At 72.2% G+C, this 16905-nt stretch carries 13 protein-coding genes and 1 pseudogene; 7 read left to right on the top strand and 7 right to left on the bottom strand.

Annotation, left to right across the window (positions count from 1 at the left end; all coding sequences use genetic code 11):
- On the bottom strand, window positions 1–1024 hold a 1024-nt coding region (locus MXD58_RS06635), incomplete at its 3' end, for a glycosyltransferase family 2 protein (protein WP_250609117.1).
- 163 nt (window positions 1025–1187) lie between these two features.
- Here MXD58_RS06635 and MXD58_RS06630 point away from each other — a divergent pair.
- A complete protein-coding gene (locus tag MXD58_RS06630; protein ID WP_248836504.1) occupies window positions 1188–2408 on the top strand; it encodes a glycosyltransferase in 1221 nt (406 codons plus the stop codon).
- Window positions 2409–2441: 33 nt separating this feature from the next.
- Here MXD58_RS06630 and pth read toward each other — a convergent pair whose 3' ends face one another.
- The 3 genes from pth to MXD58_RS06615 form a co-directional block, all read right to left on the bottom strand.
- The gene (gene pth / locus MXD58_RS06625; RefSeq protein WP_248836503.1) at window positions 2442–3035 is read right to left on the bottom strand and encodes an aminoacyl-tRNA hydrolase; all 594 of its coding nucleotides are present in this window, start codon (window positions 3033–3035) and stop codon (window positions 2442–2444) included.
- Window positions 3036–3125: 90 nt separating this feature from the next.
- Complete coding sequence (locus tag MXD58_RS06620; RefSeq protein ID WP_248836502.1) at window positions 3126–3752, bottom strand: 50S ribosomal protein L25/general stress protein Ctc; 627 nt, start codon at window positions 3750–3752, stop codon at window positions 3126–3128.
- A gap of 833 nt (window positions 3753–4585) precedes the next feature.
- Window positions 4586–4774: a hypothetical protein gene (locus MXD58_RS06615; RefSeq protein WP_248836501.1), complete on the bottom strand. Its 189-nt coding sequence runs from the start codon at window positions 4772–4774 to the stop codon at window positions 4586–4588.
- A 600-nt stretch (window positions 4775–5374) separates the two neighbouring features.
- On the opposite strand from MXD58_RS06615, the gene MXD58_RS06610 reads away from it, so the two are divergent.
- Both MXD58_RS06610 and MXD58_RS06605 read left to right on the top strand, forming a co-directional pair.
- Entirely contained in the window at window positions 5375–6559 is a 1185-nt protein-coding gene (locus MXD58_RS06610) for a 4-(cytidine 5'-diphospho)-2-C-methyl-D-erythritol kinase (protein WP_248836662.1), read from the top strand.
- Window positions 6556–8439, top strand: coding sequence for an ABC-F family ATP-binding cassette domain-containing protein (locus MXD58_RS06605; RefSeq protein WP_248836500.1), 1884 nt, complete (start codon window positions 6556–6558; stop codon window positions 8437–8439). The genes MXD58_RS06610 and MXD58_RS06605 overlap by 4 nt, the downstream gene beginning before the upstream one ends.
- A gap of 352 nt (window positions 8440–8791) precedes the next feature.
- Here the strand turns inward: MXD58_RS06605 and MXD58_RS06600 are convergent, their stop codons facing one another.
- Window positions 8792–9826, bottom strand: a complete 1035-nt coding sequence (locus tag MXD58_RS06600) for an acyl-CoA desaturase (protein ID WP_374615727.1) — start codon at window positions 9824–9826, stop codon at window positions 8792–8794.
- A gap of 649 nt (window positions 9827–10475) precedes the next feature.
- Between MXD58_RS06600 and glmU the strand changes: the two genes are divergently transcribed.
- The 4 genes and pseudogenes from glmU to MXD58_RS31020 form a co-directional block, all read left to right on the top strand.
- A complete protein-coding gene (glmU, locus tag MXD58_RS06595; protein WP_308301919.1) occupies window positions 10476–12059 on the top strand; it encodes a bifunctional UDP-N-acetylglucosamine diphosphorylase/glucosamine-1-phosphate N-acetyltransferase GlmU in 1584 nt (527 codons plus the stop codon).
- Between the two features lie 233 nt (window positions 12060–12292).
- Window positions 12293–13267 carry a ribose-phosphate diphosphokinase gene (locus tag MXD58_RS06590; RefSeq protein WP_308301918.1) on the top strand — a complete coding sequence of 325 codons (975 nt, stop codon included), beginning with the start codon at window positions 12293–12295 and terminating at the stop codon, window positions 13265–13267.
- Between the two features lie 58 nt (window positions 13268–13325).
- Window positions 13326–14351 (top strand): tryptophan--tRNA ligase, encoded by a 1026-nt coding sequence (locus MXD58_RS06585; RefSeq protein ID WP_248836499.1) that lies wholly within the window; start codon window positions 13326–13328, stop codon window positions 14349–14351.
- A gap of 72 nt (window positions 14352–14423) precedes the next feature.
- Window positions 14424–14636: pseudogene (locus MXD58_RS31020) on the top strand (effector-associated constant component EACC1); the annotation flags it as partial.
- A gap of 152 nt (window positions 14637–14788) precedes the next feature.
- Here the strand turns inward: MXD58_RS31020 and rsmA are convergent.
- Together rsmA and MXD58_RS06575 are read right to left on the bottom strand one after the other, a co-directional pair.
- Window positions 14789–15649 carry a 16S rRNA (adenine(1518)-N(6)/adenine(1519)-N(6))-dimethyltransferase RsmA gene (gene rsmA, locus MXD58_RS06580; RefSeq protein WP_284677961.1) on the bottom strand — a complete coding sequence of 287 codons (861 nt, stop codon included), beginning with the start codon at window positions 15647–15649 and terminating at the stop codon, window positions 14789–14791.
- Between the two features lie 56 nt (window positions 15650–15705).
- A complete protein-coding gene (locus MXD58_RS06575; protein WP_248836497.1) occupies window positions 15706–16530 on the bottom strand; it encodes a TatD family hydrolase in 825 nt (274 codons plus the stop codon).
- Window positions 16531–16905: the final 375 nt, after the last annotated feature.

Here is a 16905-nt window from a genome sequence, read left to right as displayed (position 1 = left end):
GGGTCGGCCCGGGCGGGGTACGCCCCATCAGCAGCGCGGCGGTGCTCGCCGCGCCGACGGCGTTGCCCGCCAGGAAGATCCGGGCGGCCCAGCTGTTCCGCGCGGCCGGCACGGCGATGGCGACCAGCGCGACGTGGGCGATCGGCCCGAACGAGGAGCGGACCAGCCGGTGTCCCCACAGCTGCGGGGTGACCGGCAGCGCGCCGGGCACCAGCGCGGCGCGGCGCCGCCAGAGCATGTCGAGGTTGCCGGCGACGATCCTGGTCCGCCGCTCCCATTCGCCGGTGTAGTCGGGCGCGGCCTGCTCGATGGAGTACGCCTCGGGCTCGTAGACGACCCGCAGGCCGCCCTCGAGGACGTCGAGGGCCAGCCAGGCGTCGTCGACGGCCGTGTCGCCGGGCAGCGGGCGGAACGCCTGGCGGCGGAACATCAGCATCTCGCCGACGACGCCGATGGTGGCTCCGGTCGCGGATTCGCAGCGCTTGAGCCAGGACTCGAACTTCCAGTAGAAGCCCTGCGCGCCGGCCGGATCGTCGACCTGCTTCTCCCCCGCGACCGCGCCGACCGTCTCGTCGGTGAAGTGGCGGGCGGCGGCGCGCAGCGCTCGCGGGGCGAGGACCGCGTTGGCGTCGGTGAGCACGACGACGTCGTGGCTGGCCGCGGCGACGCCGCGGTTGACCGCACGCGCCTTGCCGAGCCGCTCGCCGGAGGACAGCACGCGCACGCCCGGCCGCCGCGAGGCCTCGGCCGTCTCCGTGTCGTCCGCGACGACGATGATCTCCATCAGCCCCGGGTAGTCGGTGCCGGCGAGCTCGTCGAGCTTTGTCCCAATTACGGCGGATTCGCGATACGCGGAAACGACAACGCTCAGGGCCGGCCAGTTATCGGGATCGGCCGGCACCTGCGATTCCAGACCGCGGCTGCGCAACCCGATATAAATCGGGTACAGAACGTGACCGTAAACGGCTGCGGTGCCAAGGGCCGCCACGGCGGCTCCTCGGCCGATGGTCCGGACACCTGTCATGACTACAACGGTAGCGTTCACAGCGGCGGTCGGCGCCAACGGCTCCGCCCGTGCCGCAACGCACCCCCGCCGCCGTGACGCCGTGCCACCGGTCCAGTGCCCGAGTGGTCCCCGGCCGCCCTCCCTCGCGGGCAGCCGGCGGATGACGGTTACAGTTGGACCGGTGAGCGACTCCACGCGCTGGATCGTCGTTGTCGAGGAACCCTTTCTCCCCGCGGACGCCGGCGGTCGGGTGGAGACATTCAGTTTCCTCACCGCGGCCTCCGCGGCCGGAATACGGATGCAGGTTCTCGTGCCCGCCCGCGAGGAACTCGACATCGCCTCGTACGAGGAGGCGATCCCCGGTTCGGCCGTCATCCGGCTACGCCGCGACGACAGCCCGCGCGCCCATCTGACGACCAAGCCGTTCATGCACGCGTCCCGCCCGGTCGCCCCGCTGCGCCGGGCGCTGGAGGCGACGCCGCCGCGCGCCGACGCCGTGATCAGCTACAGCTGCCGGTCCTCCCACCTCGGTGAGGAGATCGCCCGGATCTGGAAGCTGCCGCACCTCGTGCGGGCGCACAACGTCGACTCGGAGTTCTTCCGGGTACTGGCCCGCAGCAGCACCGGCCCGAAGGCCGTCGCCTACGAGATGGAGTACCACAAGCTGCGGCTCGCGGAACTGGCGCTGCACCACTCCCCGCTGGTCACCTGCATCGCGGACATCTCGCTGGAGGACCACGAGTGGCGCCGCACGCGCGCCAGCGTGCCGACCTTCCACCTGCCCCCGTTCCTGCCCGTCGGCGCGCTGCGGGCCGGCACCGGCGCGACGGGATCCGCCGGTGATCCGGGTGCGGCGGGCGGCGCGGACCCCGGTGAGCAGCGGCTCGTGTTCGTCGGCTCGCTGGACACGCCGACCAACATCGAGGCGCTGCGCTGGTTCCTCGGCGGCTGCTGGCCGACGATCCGGGTCCGCCACCCGCAGGCGATCTTCCAGGTGGTGGGGCGCCGTCCCGAGGACGGCCTCGCCGCGTGGCTGGGTGGCTTCGACGGCGTCGAGCTGCACACCGATGTCCCGAGCGTCGCCGGCTACCTCGCCGCGGCAAGCCTGTCGGTGAACCCGATGCGCTCCGGCTCCGGCGTCAACATCAAGGCGATCGAGGCGATGGCGAGCGGTACACCGGTGGTGAGCACCGAGACCGGCAGCCGAGGCCTGGGCTGGACCGCCGGGACGCACCTGCTGGTCGCCGACGGGCCGGGCGAATTCGCCGCCGCGGCCTGCGACCTGCTCGCCGACCCAAGGCGGGCGGCCGCGATCGGCGCCGCCGGGCGCGCGTACGTGCTGCGCGAGCTCGACCACGGCTCGCTCATCCGGCAGATCCAGGAGCACCTCGGCGGCAGCTGAGCAGGCCGGGCCCCCCGACCGGCGCTCGGCGCTTCAGAGCAGCGCGTGGTAGCGGTTCTGGGTGGCTTCGAGGCCGTCGGTGATGAGCATCTCGACGGAGTCTGCGGCGTGCTCCAGCAACAGCGGCAGCTCGCGGCGCTCGGTCGTCCCGAAATCACGCAGCACGAAGTCGGCCGGATCCATCCGGCCGGGTGGACGGCCGATGCCGATCCGAACCCGCAGGTAATCGCGGGTTCCCAGGACCGAGGAGATCGAGCGCAGGCCGTTGTGGCCGTTATCCCCGCCGCCACGCTTGAGACGCACGGCGCCGAACGGGATGTCCAGCTCGTCATGCAGAACGATGATCCGAGCCGGATCGACCTTGTAGAACGTCCGGGCCGCCCCGACCGGGCCGCCGGACAGGTTCATGAACGACAGCGGTCGGGCCAGCACCGCCCGGACGCCGACGAGGCGTACCTCGGCGACGTCCGCACGGGACCGGTGCGACTTCAACCGTGAACCGGTTCGCTCGGCCAGCAGGTCGAGAACCATAAAGCCGGCGTTGTGCCGGTTGCCGGCATAGCCCGGACCGGGATTGCCCAGTCCGACGACGAGCCAAGGCCCGTCGTCGGTCGGGATGTTCGTCATCGCCAGCGCATCCACTAGTCAGGGCGAGATGGCCGTGAGTCACCTGGACTCGGCCGACCTGACGCCGGCCGAGACAACACGTCCGCGAGGTTAGGCGGACGCGCCCGCCGCAGCGGTCTCCTCGGAACCCTCCGCCGGCGTCTCGCCGAGGTCGGATTCGACCTGGGCCGTGGTCCGCTTGGCGAGGCACTGCACGATGACGGTGTCGGGGTCGGCGTCGAGCTCCGAGCCCTCGGGCAGCGCCACCTGACGCGCCAGAATGGCCGTGCCCGGCTCCAGACCGGTGATGTCGACCTCGATCGGCCCAGGCAGCAGCGTCGCGTCGGCCTTGACCGCGATCGTGGCCGCCTGCTGGTCGACCAGCGTGTCGGGGTGGGGCTCACCGATCACATTGATCTGGATGTCCGCGACGACCTTCTCGCCTCGGTTGACCAGAACCAGGTCGATGTGTTCGAAACTGCCCTTGATGGGGTGGCGCTGAACGTCCTTCGCGAGCGCGAGCTCGGTGCCGTCGGCCAGTTCGAGCGTCAGCAGGACGTTCGTTCCAGCGTTGGTCTTGAAGGCGTGCAGCAGGTCGTGCGCGGGAAGCGCGATGTGCCGCGGCGGCTTGCCGTGACCGTAGAGAACGGCCGGGACCTTGCCGGCACGGCGAGTGCGACGAGCACCGCCTTTGCCGAACTCGGTGCGCGGCTCCGCGGCGATGCGGACCTCGGACATGGCGACGCTCAGTCCTTCCAGACGTGGGATTCCGTCGCCGGAGGGCGGACGAACCACCGCGGCGCGGTCCTTCACAGTACCGGACTCCGCACGACGAAGGCGCACCCCCCCGATCTGTCAAGACCCGAGCCGTCCCGAGGCCCGCCACCGAGGGCGGTTTCGGCCGGGTTGGTCACCCGCCCGGACGCCCGCCCACCGCCGGACGCACCCGACGGTGAGCGCGACCCCCTGAGCCCACAGGTCGGGGCCGCCAACCGCCGCCCACGATCCGCCCGCGCACCCGCCTGCCCGCCGCTCGGGCACCGCCAACACGTCGGTGCCACGCCGACCCACCCCAGCGGGCTCGACAGCGGACCCGAGCCGCCGCCCCGCCCGGCGTGCGGTTGGATCCCACCGCGGCTGACCCGAACGCCAGGTACCGGTCAGCACAGGACCACGCCGGCCGCCCGGCTGCCGGCTGCCCGGCTGCCACCGGCACCGGCACCGCCACCGCCACCGCCACCGCCACCGCCACCGCCACCGCCACCGCCACCAGCGAGGATGACCCGACCGCCCCGGGCCGGCGACCCGATCGCCCCGGGCCGGAGTCGGGACTAGCGGCCCGCAGACGACGCCCCACCGCCGGGTGAGAGGCCCTGGCGCGGACCGGCCCGACGGCCACCAGCGCTTGCATCCGCCCAGCCGGACCACCCACCGCGATCAACGCCCACGCCCCCCGCCGCCCGAACCGACCGACGCCACCGAACGGCGGCGCGCGCCACGTGCACGGGAAACCGGGTTCGGGCCGCTTCTGTAGGGGCAAAACGGGCGCCGACCACGTCAGAAGCGGCCCATCACCGGCGGTTTCGGCGCCGGCCGCCGCCCACGTACCGGGTGATGTCCAGGTCACCGTCGATAACCTTGCCGGCAACTAGCCCGACCGCCCCGAAGGCCAGGACGACCAGAAACTCGCCGAGCCCGCCGAACGCCAAAGCGAGCCCGGCGATCAGCCCACTAATGAGGCCTGGCCCCGCTGCGCGCATGATGCTGCGTCCTCTCCTTGGGCCGCCGCCCGCCCTTGGCCAGCCCGCCCGTCCCTGGCCAGCCCTCCCGCCCTTGGGCCGCCGCCCGTCCCTGGCCAGGCCGCCCGTCCCTGGCCAGCCCGCCCGTCCCTGGCCAGCCCGCCCGCCGGGGTGATGCGGCTGCCGTGCGCCCCCGGGGATGGCCACCGACAGCCACCAGCCGATCGTCACATATCAACAGCAGAAAGTTACCGACGCGGGTCGGATGTCGGCATTGGCCCTCTGCGGGACCACGCATGGACCAGCCCGCCGACATGATTGCCCGCGCCCGCACCGTCCGATTTCGCCGGTACGGCCGCCGGTTCCCCGAGGTACCTCGCGGGCAGGCGGCCATCAGCGCCGGAGGCGCGGATAGGTTGGATCCGGCCGATCGCACCGCCCGCCCGGGCCAGGCCGCCCGCGCACGAGCACACCCACCCAGCCGGGGAGTGAGACCACCCCGCCCGGCACGGGGCGGGCATGGCCCGTGCGCGCCAGTCAGGTCCATGCGGGCGGGCCCAGTCAGCCGTCGAGCCCATTCGTACAGGTGAGCCTGTGTGAGCCCGAGCGAAGGAGCCTCCGCTGCCTCGATCCCATCCGGGTCCGCGCCACGCCGCGGGAACCGGACCCGCCGCCGTCACCGTCCGGGCTCCGGCCAAGGTCAACCTGCATCTCGGCGTCGGCCCGCTGCGGCCCGACGGCTACCACGACGTGATCACGGTGCTGCAGGCCGTCTCGCTCTTCGACGACCTCACCGCCACCTCACTACCGCCGACCGCCGGGACCGTCGTCGACCTCAAGGACCGCGACAGCTCGGCGAACCCCACCGACGCGGCGGATGACGCCGGCCCGGACAATGCCAGCCCAGGCGATTCCAGCCCGGACAATGCCAGCCCGGACAATGCCAGCCCGGACGATGCCAGCCCGGACGATGCCAGGATCGTCGTCACCGTCGAGGTGGCCGGCGAGGGCGCCGAGGCGTCCCGCGGGCCGGCGACGACGACCCCCGATGTCTCCATCGTCCCGACGGGCATGGACAACATCGCTGTCCGGGCCGCACATCTGGTTGCGGAGGCGGCCGGAATCACCTCCGAGCGTGTGCATCTCGCGCTGGCCAAGGGAATTCCGGTCGCGGCGGGGATGGCCGGCGGCAGCGCGGACGCGGCGGCCGCCCTGGTCGCCTGTGACGCGCTGTGGCAGGCCGGCCTGGACCGCGCCACCCTCGCCGGGCTGGCCGCCCGGCTCGGCAGCGACGTCCCGTTCCCGCTGGCCGGCGGCACCGCGCTCGGCACGGGCCGGGGCGAGCAGCTCACCGACGTCCTGGCGACCGGCGAGTACCACTGGGTGTTCGCGCTGGCGGACGGCGGCCTGTCGACCCCCGCCGTCTACGCGGAGTTCGACAAGCTGTCGGAGGGGCGGCTGCGCACTGGGCCGACCCCGGCGGACGACGTCCTCTCGGCGCTGCGCACCGGTGACCCGGTTCAGCTCGGCGCCGCGCTCGTCAATGACCTTCAGCCAGCGGCGCTGCGACTTCGGCCGGCGCTGCGGCGGGTCCTGGAGACCGGCCGCGAGCTCGGCGCGGTCGGCGCGATCGTCAGCGGATCCGGTCCCACCTGCGCGTTCCTCGCGGCCGGCGCCGGCGCGAGTGTCGATCTGGCCGCGAGCCTGGCCGGCATGGGGGTGGCCCGGGCAGTGCGCCGCGCGTCGGGACCGGCCGCCGGGGCCCGCGTCGTGGAGGGTCTGGACGGGGCGGGCAGCAGTTCGTGAGCGGTGTCCTGGCGACCCTGGAGAACGTCAACGCCGCCTTCGGTATCCGCACGCTGCTGGACCGGGTGAGCCTGGGAATCGGCACCGGGGAGAAGATCGGCGTCGTTGGGCGCAACGGCGCCGGCAAGTCGACCCTGCTGCGGATCATCGCCGGCGAGGCCGAGCCGGACGCCGGCCGGGTGGTCCACGGGAACTCCGTCCGGGTGGGGACGCTGGCCCAGGCGGACGACCTGCCGCCCGATCGGACGGTGCGTGACATCGTCCTCGGCGCCGCCGCGGAGCACGAGTGGGCGGCGGACCCCCGCCGGCGGGGGGTGCTCGCCGGCCTCGGCCTGCTCGATCGCCTCGACGACGTGGTCGGCCCGATGTCGGGTGGCGAACGACGCCGGGTGGCCCTGGCCCGGCTCCTGGTCCAGGACCTCGACCTGATCATCCTCGACGAGCCCACGAACCATCTCGACGTCGAGGGGGTCGCCTGGCTGGCCGAGCATCTGCGGGGCTGGCGGGGCGGCCTGCTGGTCGCCACGCACGACCGCTGGTTCCTCGACGAGGTCTGCGGCCGCGTGTGGGAGGTCGTCGACGGACGGGTCGACGCCTACGAGGGGGGCTATTCGGCCTACGTCCTGGCCCGGGCCGAACGGACCAGGCGCGAGGACGCCACCGAGGCCCGGCGGCAGAACCTGATGCGCAAGGAACTCGCCTGGCTACGCCGCGGACCACCCGCACGGACCAGTAAGCCCCGGTTCCGGATCGACGCTGCCAATGCCCTCATCGCCGACGAGCCCCCGCCGCGCGACGCGATGGCGCTACGCAGCTTCGCCTCCTCCCGGCTGGGCAAGGACGTCTACGACGCCGAGAACCTCACCGTCCGCATGGGCGAGCGCACCCTGTTCGACGGCATCACCTGGCTGATCGGCCCGGGTGACCGGGTCGGGCTGGTCGGGGTCAACGGCGCGGGCAAGACGACCCTGCTGCGGGCGCTGCTCGGCGACGTCAGCCCGACCGGCGGCCGGGTGCGGACCGGGGCGAGCGTCCGCCCGGCGCTGCTATCGCAGGAGGTCGCCGAGCTGCCGCCGAACCTGCGCGCGCTGGAGGCGGTCGAGCAGGTCGGCCGGGTGCTGGAGGTCGAGCGGGGCCGGGAGAAGACCGCCGGCCAGCTGCTCGAACAGTTCGGGTTGCCCTCGTCGCGGCAGTGGACCCGGGTCGGGGAACTCTCCGGTGGCGAGCGGCGCCGGTTGCAGCTACTGCGCCTACTGATGGCCCGCCCGAACGTGCTGCTCCTCGACGAGCCGACGAACGATCTCGACACCGACACCCTCGCCGCGCTGGAGGACCTGCTCGACACCTGGCCCGGCACCCTGATCGTGGTCAGCCACGACCGCTACTTCCTCGAGCGGACCTGCGACGTCACGATGGCCCTGCTCGGCGACGGACACCTGCGGATGCTCCCCGGCGGCATCGAGGAATACCTGCGCAGGCGGGCCGAGGCGATCAGCGCCCAGGCCGATCCCTCCCCCGCGCGGGCCACCGCCACCGCCCGCTCGGGCGGTCCGGCAACCAGCACCCCGCCGGTTGCCGGACCCTCCGATGGTTCGGGCCGGTCCAGTTCAGCCGCCACCCGGGCGGGTGACGGCGGCGGTGATGCCCGCCCGGCGCTCTCCGGCAGCGAGATGCGGGTGGCCCGCAAGGAGCTGACCCGCCTGGAGCGCGCGCTCGAACGGCTGACCCGCCGCGAGCAGGAACTGCACCACGCCCTCGCCGAGGCGGCCACCGACCACGCGCGGCTGCTTGCTCTGGACGCCGAACTGCGCACGGTCGTCGCCGACAAGGACAGCACCGAGGAAGCCTGGCTGACCCTCGCCGCCGACGTCGAGGGTTAGTCCTCCCTCGCCAGCGGAGCAGTGCGCCGCGGCGCACTGCTCAGCGCTGCGCATTAATGCATCGCTGGCGCTCTTCACGCCGAGGTTGTAGAAAGCGGCGCGCTCTCCGAGCCGCGGACCGCCGTGGTTCTTATGCACGGCTTCACGTCCACTTTGGCCGCAGCAAGCAACCGCGACAACACCGGCTGGTCGTTTGGCCGGGCCGCTACCGCTGTCCAGGAGCGCGCATGAGCTTCGCCTGGCCCACGGCCAGAGCAGGATCGTCGGAGGAGACCAGGTCTGCTTTCGGCTGGTTGCGGTAAGGGGCCCGGTGTCCGGTTCCCTGCCCTCGCCACGACCAGCCGGACACGGCCTAGGCCGCCGGGACGGGGTCGGCTTCGACGCGCTTGGCGGCCAGGCGGGCCGGATCAGGCCAGCGGACGTCCCGCACCAGGCGCAGGACCTCCATCGTCTTGATCAGGTAGAAGCTGGTGTCGATCTGCCAGGGGCGGACGCCGTGCCGGGCCGAGGTGGGTTCGGCGTGGTGCAGGTTGTGCCAGGACTCGCCCATCGACAGCAGCGCCAGCGGCCATACGTTGGTCGACTGGTCACGGCTGCGGTAAGGCCGGGAGCCCAGCACGTGGCAGATACTGTTCACCGACCATGTCACGTGGTGCAGCAGCGCGACCCGGACCAGGCCGGCCCAGAAGAACGCCTGTAGGGCCGCCTCGAACGAACCGCCCCACAGACCGCCGATGACGGTCGGAGCGGCCAGGCTGGCGAAAGCGCACAGGGCGAACGATCGGCTGACCCGGACGATGTCGCGATCGTCGAGCAGGTCGGGGGCGTATCGGCGCTGGTCGGTCTGCTCGACGTCGAACAGCCAGCCGATGTGCGCGTGGTAAAGGCCCTTCATCAGCGACCAGGCGCCGGGACCGTAGCGCCACGGCGAGTGCGGGTCACCCTCGGCGTCGCTGAAGGCGTGGTGGCGGCGGTGGTCGGCGACCCAGCGGATCACCGGACCCTCGATCGCCATGTTGCCGGCCACGGCCAGCGCGATCCGCATCGGCCGTGAGGTGCGGAAACCGCGGTGGGTGAAGTACCGGTGGAAGCCGACCGTCACCCCGTGGCCGCTGATCGCGTAGAAGATCACGGCGAGGATCACGTCCCGCCAGGAGATCCAGCGGCCCCACAGCGCCGGGACCGCGGCGACCAGGGCCAGCAGGGGTACCGCGATCACCGCGACCAGGATGACCTGCTCGGCTCGGGCCTTGGCCATCGAGCGCGGCTTGGTCGCGTTGCCGCGGTTCGCGGGGTCGGCGCGGCGGGCGGTCTGGCCCGCGGCGGATCCACGGTCGTCTTCCGGCGCCCGATTGTCGCCCGGGGTCACCGTGTCGGTAGCGGTCATCGCCTCGTCCCGTCCATCGCGGCAGGTCCACTGCGCCGGCACTCCAACGCCACGGTAGCCGGTGGATGTGACAACAGTCCCCGTTGTCGGCGTCCGCCACGCAAACGGTCACCCGCGCCGACGCGCAGGCCACGGCCTCCATGTGGGCTATGAGCAGGGCCGCCGGCCCGACCAGCGGGAACCCGATGCCAACGGAAAGTAATCATGCTGACACCGATTGACACTGGCGCTACGCGGCGTGCCACACCGGATCACGAAGCGCACACCTCCGCGCGCCAGTGGCATCCGCTCCGGGTTTATCTTCCGCCAGCCCTCACGATGGTAGAGTTGCCATGTTTTCCCCGCGGTCCGCCGTAGTGTAATCGGCAGCACAGGAGATTTTGGTTCTCTTAGTCCACGTTCGAGTCGTGGCGGCGGAGCAATACCGGAGCACTACCAGTAATACCATCACAAAGAATTGTCGGGAAGGGCCACCGACCAGTTCAGGCACGAAGGATCGAGATTCCTCGCCGCCCGCCGCGCCGTCGGCGGCGGCACCGGGCCGGGCCGGGTCAACAGCCCGCCTCGCCTCCGAGGAGCGATCGAGTCGTCGCGGTACTGTGGTCCCCGTCGCCCCACCCTCGTCCCAGTCGAAGAGTCGGGAGATCGCGTGAGATCACCACGTCCGGCGGCCGTCATCGTCCTGGCCGCGGGCGAGGGTCGGCGGATGCGCTCGTCGACGCCGAAGGTTCTCCACCGCATAGCCGGTCGCAGCCTGCTCGAGCACGTCCTGCATGCCGCGGCCACCCTCGGCGCCGCCCGCACCGCGGTGGTCCTCGGGCACGGCCGTGAGCAGGTCGGCGCCATGCTCGACGAGCGGGCGCCCGACGTCGTCATCGCCGTGCAGGATCGTCAGCTCGGCACCGGCCACGCCGTCCGGGTCGCCCTGCACGCGCTCGCGGGCCTCGCCCCGGAGGACACCGTCGTCGTCCTGCCGGGTGACGCACCGCTGCTCGCCCCCGAGACCCTCGCCGCCCTCACCGGCGAACACCTCGCCGCGGGCGCCGCCGCCACCGTCCTCACCGCCGTGCTCGCCGACGCCACCGGCTACGGCCGGGTCGTCCGCGACGACGCCGGCCGGGTGCGCGGGATCATCGAGCAGCGCGACGCCGACGCGGCCACCGCCGCCATCCGCGAGATCAACACCGGCGTCTACGCCTTCCGGGCCGGTCCCCTCCAGGCCGCGCTCACCCGGCTGACCACGGAGAACGCCCAGGGCGAGGAGTACCTGACCGATGTCGTCGGCCTGCTCGTCGCCGACGGGAGTCCGGTCGCCGCCCGCGCCGTCGCCGACCCGGCCGAGGCCGCCGGGGTCAATGACCGCGTCCAGCTCGCCGCCGCCGGCCGGGCGCTGCGCGACCGCATCGTCGAGGCGGCGATGCGCGACGGCACCACGGTCGTCGACCCGCAGACCACCTGGATCGACGCCGAGGTGACGCTCGAACCGGACACGACGATCGCCCCGAACACCGCCCTGCACGGCCGCACCCATCTCGCCCGCGGCGCCGAGGTCGGCCCGGACTGCTCGCTCACCGACACCGTCGTCGGCCCCGGAGCCACCGTCGTGCGCACCACCGCCGACCAGGCCGAGATCGGCGCCGGCGCCACCGTCGGCCCGTACACCCACCTGCGCCCGGGCACCCGGCTCGGCCGCGAGGGCAAGCTCGGCTCGTTCGTCGAGACCAAGGCCGCCGTGCTCGGCGAGCAGACTAAGGTCCCGCACCTGGCCTACGTCGGCGACGCGGTCGTCGGCGACCGCAGCAACATCGGCTGCACCACCGTCTTCGTCAACTACGACGGCGTCGCCAAACACCGCACGATCATCGGCTCGGACGTCCGCATCGGCAGCGACACGATGCTCGTCGCGCCGGTCGTCGTCGGTGACGGGGCGTACACCGGCGCCGGCGCCGTGATCCGGGAAGACGTGCCGCCCGGCGCCCTGGCGATCCGCGAAGGACAGCAGCGGACGATCGAGGGCTGGGTGGCGCGGCGCCGCCCCGGCAGCCCCGCCGCCCTCGCGGCAGCGGCAGCGGCGGCAGCCGGCACCGCGCCCTCCCCTGCCCCCCTGGCCGCCCACACCACGCCCAGGGTTCCCGAGCCCCCCGCCGCCGCTGGTGACGCGGGTGAGTTGACGCACACCCGGGCGGGCGAGGCCGGGATCGCTGGCGTTCCGGGAGCGGGAAGCAGAACGTAGAGACGTCGGTCTCCGCCCGGTCTACCAGCAGGAGGATGCTCAGCACCCGACCTGACCCTCGCTGGGGCCTGGCGGTGGAACCCTCGGCGCCGCCCGCACGCGGCCCTGGTGTCCCGGACCGGACCGGTCGACGTCGACAGATCGCGACGGCCGCGGTTAGCGCCGCGCGCCCGGGTACGAGCCCGTAGGCCCGCGCGCCAGCCTGATCATTCATCACGCCCGAGGAGAACGCGGTGACCTACCAGACCGAGAACCGGCGCAACCTGATGCTGTTCGCGGGACGCTCGCATCCCGGCCTGGCGGCGGAGGTGGCGGCCGAGCTCGACGTCGAGCCGGTGCCGACGAACGCCTACGAGTTCGCCAGCGGCGAGATCTTCGTCCGGTTCTCGGAGTCGGTCCGCGGCTGTGACGCGTTCGTCCTACAGTGCCACACGGCGCCGGTGAACACCTGGCTGATGGAACAGCTGATCATGGTGGACGCGCTGAAGCGGGCCAGTGCCAAGCGGATCACTGTCGTCGCCCCGTTCTACCCGTACGCCCGCCAGGACAAGAAGCACCGCGGCCGCGAGCCGATCTCCGCCCGGCTCGTCGCCGACCTGTTCAAGACCGCGGGCGCGCACCGGCTGATGTCCGTCGACCTGCACACCGCGCAGATCCAGGGCTTCTTCGACGGCCCGGTGGACCACCTGTTCGCGCTGCCGCTGCTCGCCGACTACATCGAGAACAAGCTCGACACCTCGGAGGTCACCGTCGTGGCCCCGGACTCGGGCCGGGTGCGGGTCGCCGAGCGGTGGACCGACCGACTCGGCTGCCCGCTGGCGATCATCCACAAGCGCCGCGACCCGGACGTCCCGAACCAGGTGAAGATGTTCGACGTCGTCGGCGAGGTCCGCGGCCGGACCTGCGTCATCGTCGACGACATGATCGACACCGCCGGCACCATCACCAAGGCCGCCGAGTCGCTCAAGGCGCACGGCGCGACCGACGTCATCGCCGCCGCCACCCACGGCGTGCTGTCCGGGCCGGCCGCTGACCGGCTGAAGAACTCCGAGATCTCCGAGGTCGTGCTCACCAACACGCTGCCGCTGCCGAGCGAGGCGCGGATCGACAAGATCACTGAACTGTCGATCGCCCCGCTGCTCGGCGCCGCGATCAGAGCGGTGTTCGAGGACGGCTCGGTGACCGGCCTGTTCGGCGGCGACGCCTGACGGACGCCGTGGGCGGCGGTCGCTTCCGGCGGCCGCGGTCTCCGTAGACTTCGCTGGCATGGCAGCGCAACAGCCGAAGGTCTCGCTCACCGGCATCAAGCCGACGGGCGAGCCGCATCTCGGGAACTACATCGGAGCGATCCGGCCGTCGCTGGAGCTCACCTCGACGTATGAGTCGATCTACTTCATCGCCGACTACCACGCCCTGACCTCGATCCGGGACCGCGCGGAGCTGGCGACCTACACCAGGTCGGTGGCGGCGACCTGGATCACTCTCGGCCTGGACCCGGCGAAGACGGTCTTCTACCGCCAGTCCGACGTGCCCGAGATCTTCGAGCTGTCCTGGGTGCTGTCCTGCGTCACCGCCAAGGGCCTGATGAACCGGGCGCACGCCTACAAGGCGGCCCGCGACCGCAACGCCGAGGCCGGCGTCACCGACCTGGACGCCGGCATCAACATGGGCCTGTTCAACTACCCGGTCCTGATGGCCGTCGACATTCTCATCATGAACACCGACGTCGTCCCCGTCGGCCTGGACCAGTCCCAGCACGTCGAATACGCCGCCGACATCGCCGGCACGTTCAACCACCTCTACGGCGGCTCGTTCGCCCTCAAGATCCCCACCGGCATCTTTCCGTCCGGCGCTTCCGCGAAGACCCTGCCGGGTACGGACGGCCGGAAGATGAGCAAGTCCTACCGCAACACCATTCCGCTGTTCGCCCCGGAGAAGCAGCTCCGGAAAAGCATCCGCGGCATTGTGAGCGACAGCACTCCGGTCGAGTCGCCGAAGAACCCGGACACCTCGGCGGCGTTCGCGCTCTACGAGAACTTCGCCTCACCCGAGGCCGTCAAGGACATGCGTGTCCGCCTCGAACAGGGCGGCACCGGCTGGGGCGATCTCAAGAATGCCCTGTTCGAGTCGGTCAACGACTGGCTCTCCCCCCTGCGCGAGCGCTACGCCGACCTCGTCGCCCCCGGCAGCGAGCTCGACGCCATCCTCGCCACCGGCGCCGAACAGGCCCGCGACCGCGCCCAGCCGGTCCTCACCGGCGTCCGCCGCGCCATCGGCATCGCCACCGGCTGACTCGGATCGACGGGCGGCGGCCAAGATGGCACCAACCGGTCACGCTTCGCGTAGGGCGCGGTAAGCTTCCAGATCGATGCGGGCCGGCCGTCGGGGGGCGTCATGCCAGGCGGCGTCGTCGAGGGACTGCTGGTGCTGGCCGCGGGCGGCGGGGCGGTCGCGACGGCGGCGCGGGTGCGGACCGCGGGCAGCGTGCTGATCACCTGGTTGAAGGGCCGGCGGGGTGACGTGCAGGCAACGATCACCACTGCGCAGGGCGAGTCGGTGACGTTGTCCGCGACGAACATGCGGGGCCCTGGGACCTCTACATCCCTGACATCACCTACGAGCAGACCTGTCCATCCCGACGGAGCGCGCCCGCCACTTCACCGAGGAATTCCGCCGGCTGAAGACCGCGTTCCGTCCCGGAGAAATTCAGCCTCACGTCCGCCGGGCGATCACCCGGAATCCTCTTCGCTCCGCGGTCCGGCGTTGACAGCCGCATCAGTCGCCGCCTCCTGGGCCAACGCCAGGCGGCAGAAGGCCTCGACGTCGAGGGTCTCGCCGCGGGCACCGGGGTCGACGCCCGCGGCCGTGGCCAGCTCGACGACGGCCGCGGACGAGCCCGCCCACGGCTTGAGGGCGACCCGCAGCGTCTTGCGGCGCTGGGCGAAGGCTGCGTCGACGGCGGCGAACACGGATCGGCGCAGCCGCGCCGGGGCCGGCGGCGCGTCCCGGCGGGTGAAGGCGACCAGACCGGAGTCGACGTTCGGCTGCGGCCAGAAGACCGGCCGCGGCACGCCCCCAGCCCCCCGGGCCTGCGCGTACCAGGCCAGTTTCACGCTCGGCGCGCCGTAGACGCGGCCGCCGGGGCTGGCGGTCAGCCGGTCGGCGACCTCGGCCTGCACCATCACCAGGCCCCGGGTCAGCGAGTCGAACCGTTCCAGCAGGTTCAGCAGCAGCGGCACGGCGACGTTGTACGGCAGGTTCGCGGCCAGCACCGTGGGCGCGGCGAGTTCCGGGGGCAGATCGCCCGGCCCGACCTGCAGCCCGTCGGCCGTCACGACCCGCAGCCGGCCCGCGACCTCGGGCGGCATCCGCCCGGCGGCGGTCGACGGCAGCGCCGCGGCGAGCACCGGGTCGATCTCGACGGCGACGACGGACGCGGCGGCGCCGAGCAGCCCCAACGTCAACGAGCCGAGGCCGGGGCCGATCTCAAGGACCGCGTCCTCCGGGCCGATGCGGGCGATCCGGACAAGGCGGCGCACGGTGTTCGCGTCGACCAGGAAGTTCTGCCCGCGGCGCTTCGTCGGGCGCAGGTCGAGCGCCTCGGCCAGGGCTCGCAGGTCGGCCGGGGCGAGCAGCGCGTCGGCGGCTACCAGGGCCCGAACACCCGCTCCGCGTTGGCGGCGATAGCCGTCGCGAGTTCGGCGACACCCACCCCGCGGGTCTCGGCGAGCACCCGCAGGGTCAGCGGGATCAGATAGGGACCACCGGGGCGGCCGCGCCACGGCACCGGGGTGAGGAACGGCGCGTCGGTTTCGACGAGCAGCAGCTCGGCGGGGGCGACCGCGGCGGCCTCGCGCAGGTTCGTCGCGTTCTTGAACGTGACGTTGCCGGCGAAGGACATCACGTAGCCGGCGTCGGCGCAGATCTTCGCCATCGCCGCGTCGCCGGAGAACGCGTGGAAGATGACCTTCTCGGGGGCACCCTCCTCGACGAGGATACGCAGCGTGTCCTCATGCGCCTCCCGGTCGTGGATCATCAGCGCACGCCCGGTCGCCTTGGCGATCGCGATGTGCCGGCGGAAGCTTTCCTGCTGCGCCGCATGCTGTTCGGGCGGCGTGCGGTAGTAGTCGAGGCCGGTTTCGCCGACGGCGCGGACCTTGTCCCGCCGGGCCAGGTCGGCGATCTGGGCGAACGTCTCCTCGCTGACTCCCCGGGCCGCTTCGTTGGGGTGGATGGCCACGGCGGCGTAGAGCTGGGGATGGGCGTCGGCGACGTCGGCCTGCCAGCGGCTCGTCGCCAGGTCGACCCCGACGGTCACCGCCCTGGTCACGCCCACCGCGGTGGCCGCGGCGAGGGCCGCCTCGACCTCGGTGTCCATCAGGTCCAGGTGACAGTGGCTGTCGACCACGGCGACGGAGAGGGGGTCGGGCGACGGTGGCGGATCACCGCTGCGGCCGGAGTTGCGCGCCACCTGGCAGACCACCTTTCCACCCGCGGACTGTCCTTCGGTGACTGGCAAGTCTACGGCGACCTTCCGACATCTCGGAGATCTCGCATATGGGGCATGGGACGCTAACCAGGTGAACGACTGCAAGGGCCACCTATGACGACTCCGCTGACCGTCGCCCTGGTCACCCCGCTCACCGGGCCGGACTCCGCCCAGGGCCTCGCTGGCCTGCGCGGAGTCACTCCTGTCTCTTTTAAAAATATGACGCTGGCGCCGAACATTTGTCAGTGTTGATCTCGGTGGGCGCCGTATGAATAATATCTCGGTCCGCTGACAGCCGGCTGGGCTGGCACCGGGTGCGCGGCGTGCGTGATGGCCCCGGTCTCGGGGATGGCTCGG

Origin of the sequence: Frankia sp. AgKG'84/4, from assembly GCF_023242965.2 — a bacterium.
GTDB lineage: Bacteria > Actinomycetota > Actinomycetes > Frankiales > Frankiaceae > Frankia.
Note: the sequence above shows the minus strand (reverse complement) of the source record. Positions and strands in the feature narration are given on the sequence as shown.

Bases quoted from the DNA above. Each gene is read 5' to 3' on its own strand.
- MXD58_RS06600 (WP_374615727.1), bottom strand. From the start codon at position 9,826: ATGACCGCTACCGACACGGTGACCCCGGGCGACAATCGGGCGCCGGAA.
- pth (WP_248836503.1), bottom strand. From the start codon at position 3,035: ATGACGAACATCCCGACCGACGACGGGCCTTGGCTCGTCGTCGGACTG.
- MXD58_RS06615 (WP_248836501.1), bottom strand. From the start codon at position 4,774: ATGCGCGCAGCGGGGCCAGGCCTCATTAGTGGGCTGATCGCCGGGCTC.
- MXD58_RS06585 (WP_248836499.1), top strand. From the start codon at position 13,326: ATGGCAGCGCAACAGCCGAAGGTCTCGCTCACCGGCATCAAGCCGACG.
- MXD58_RS06620 (WP_248836502.1), bottom strand. From the start codon at position 3,752: ATGTCCGAGGTCCGCATCGCCGCGGAGCCGCGCACCGAGTTCGGCAAA.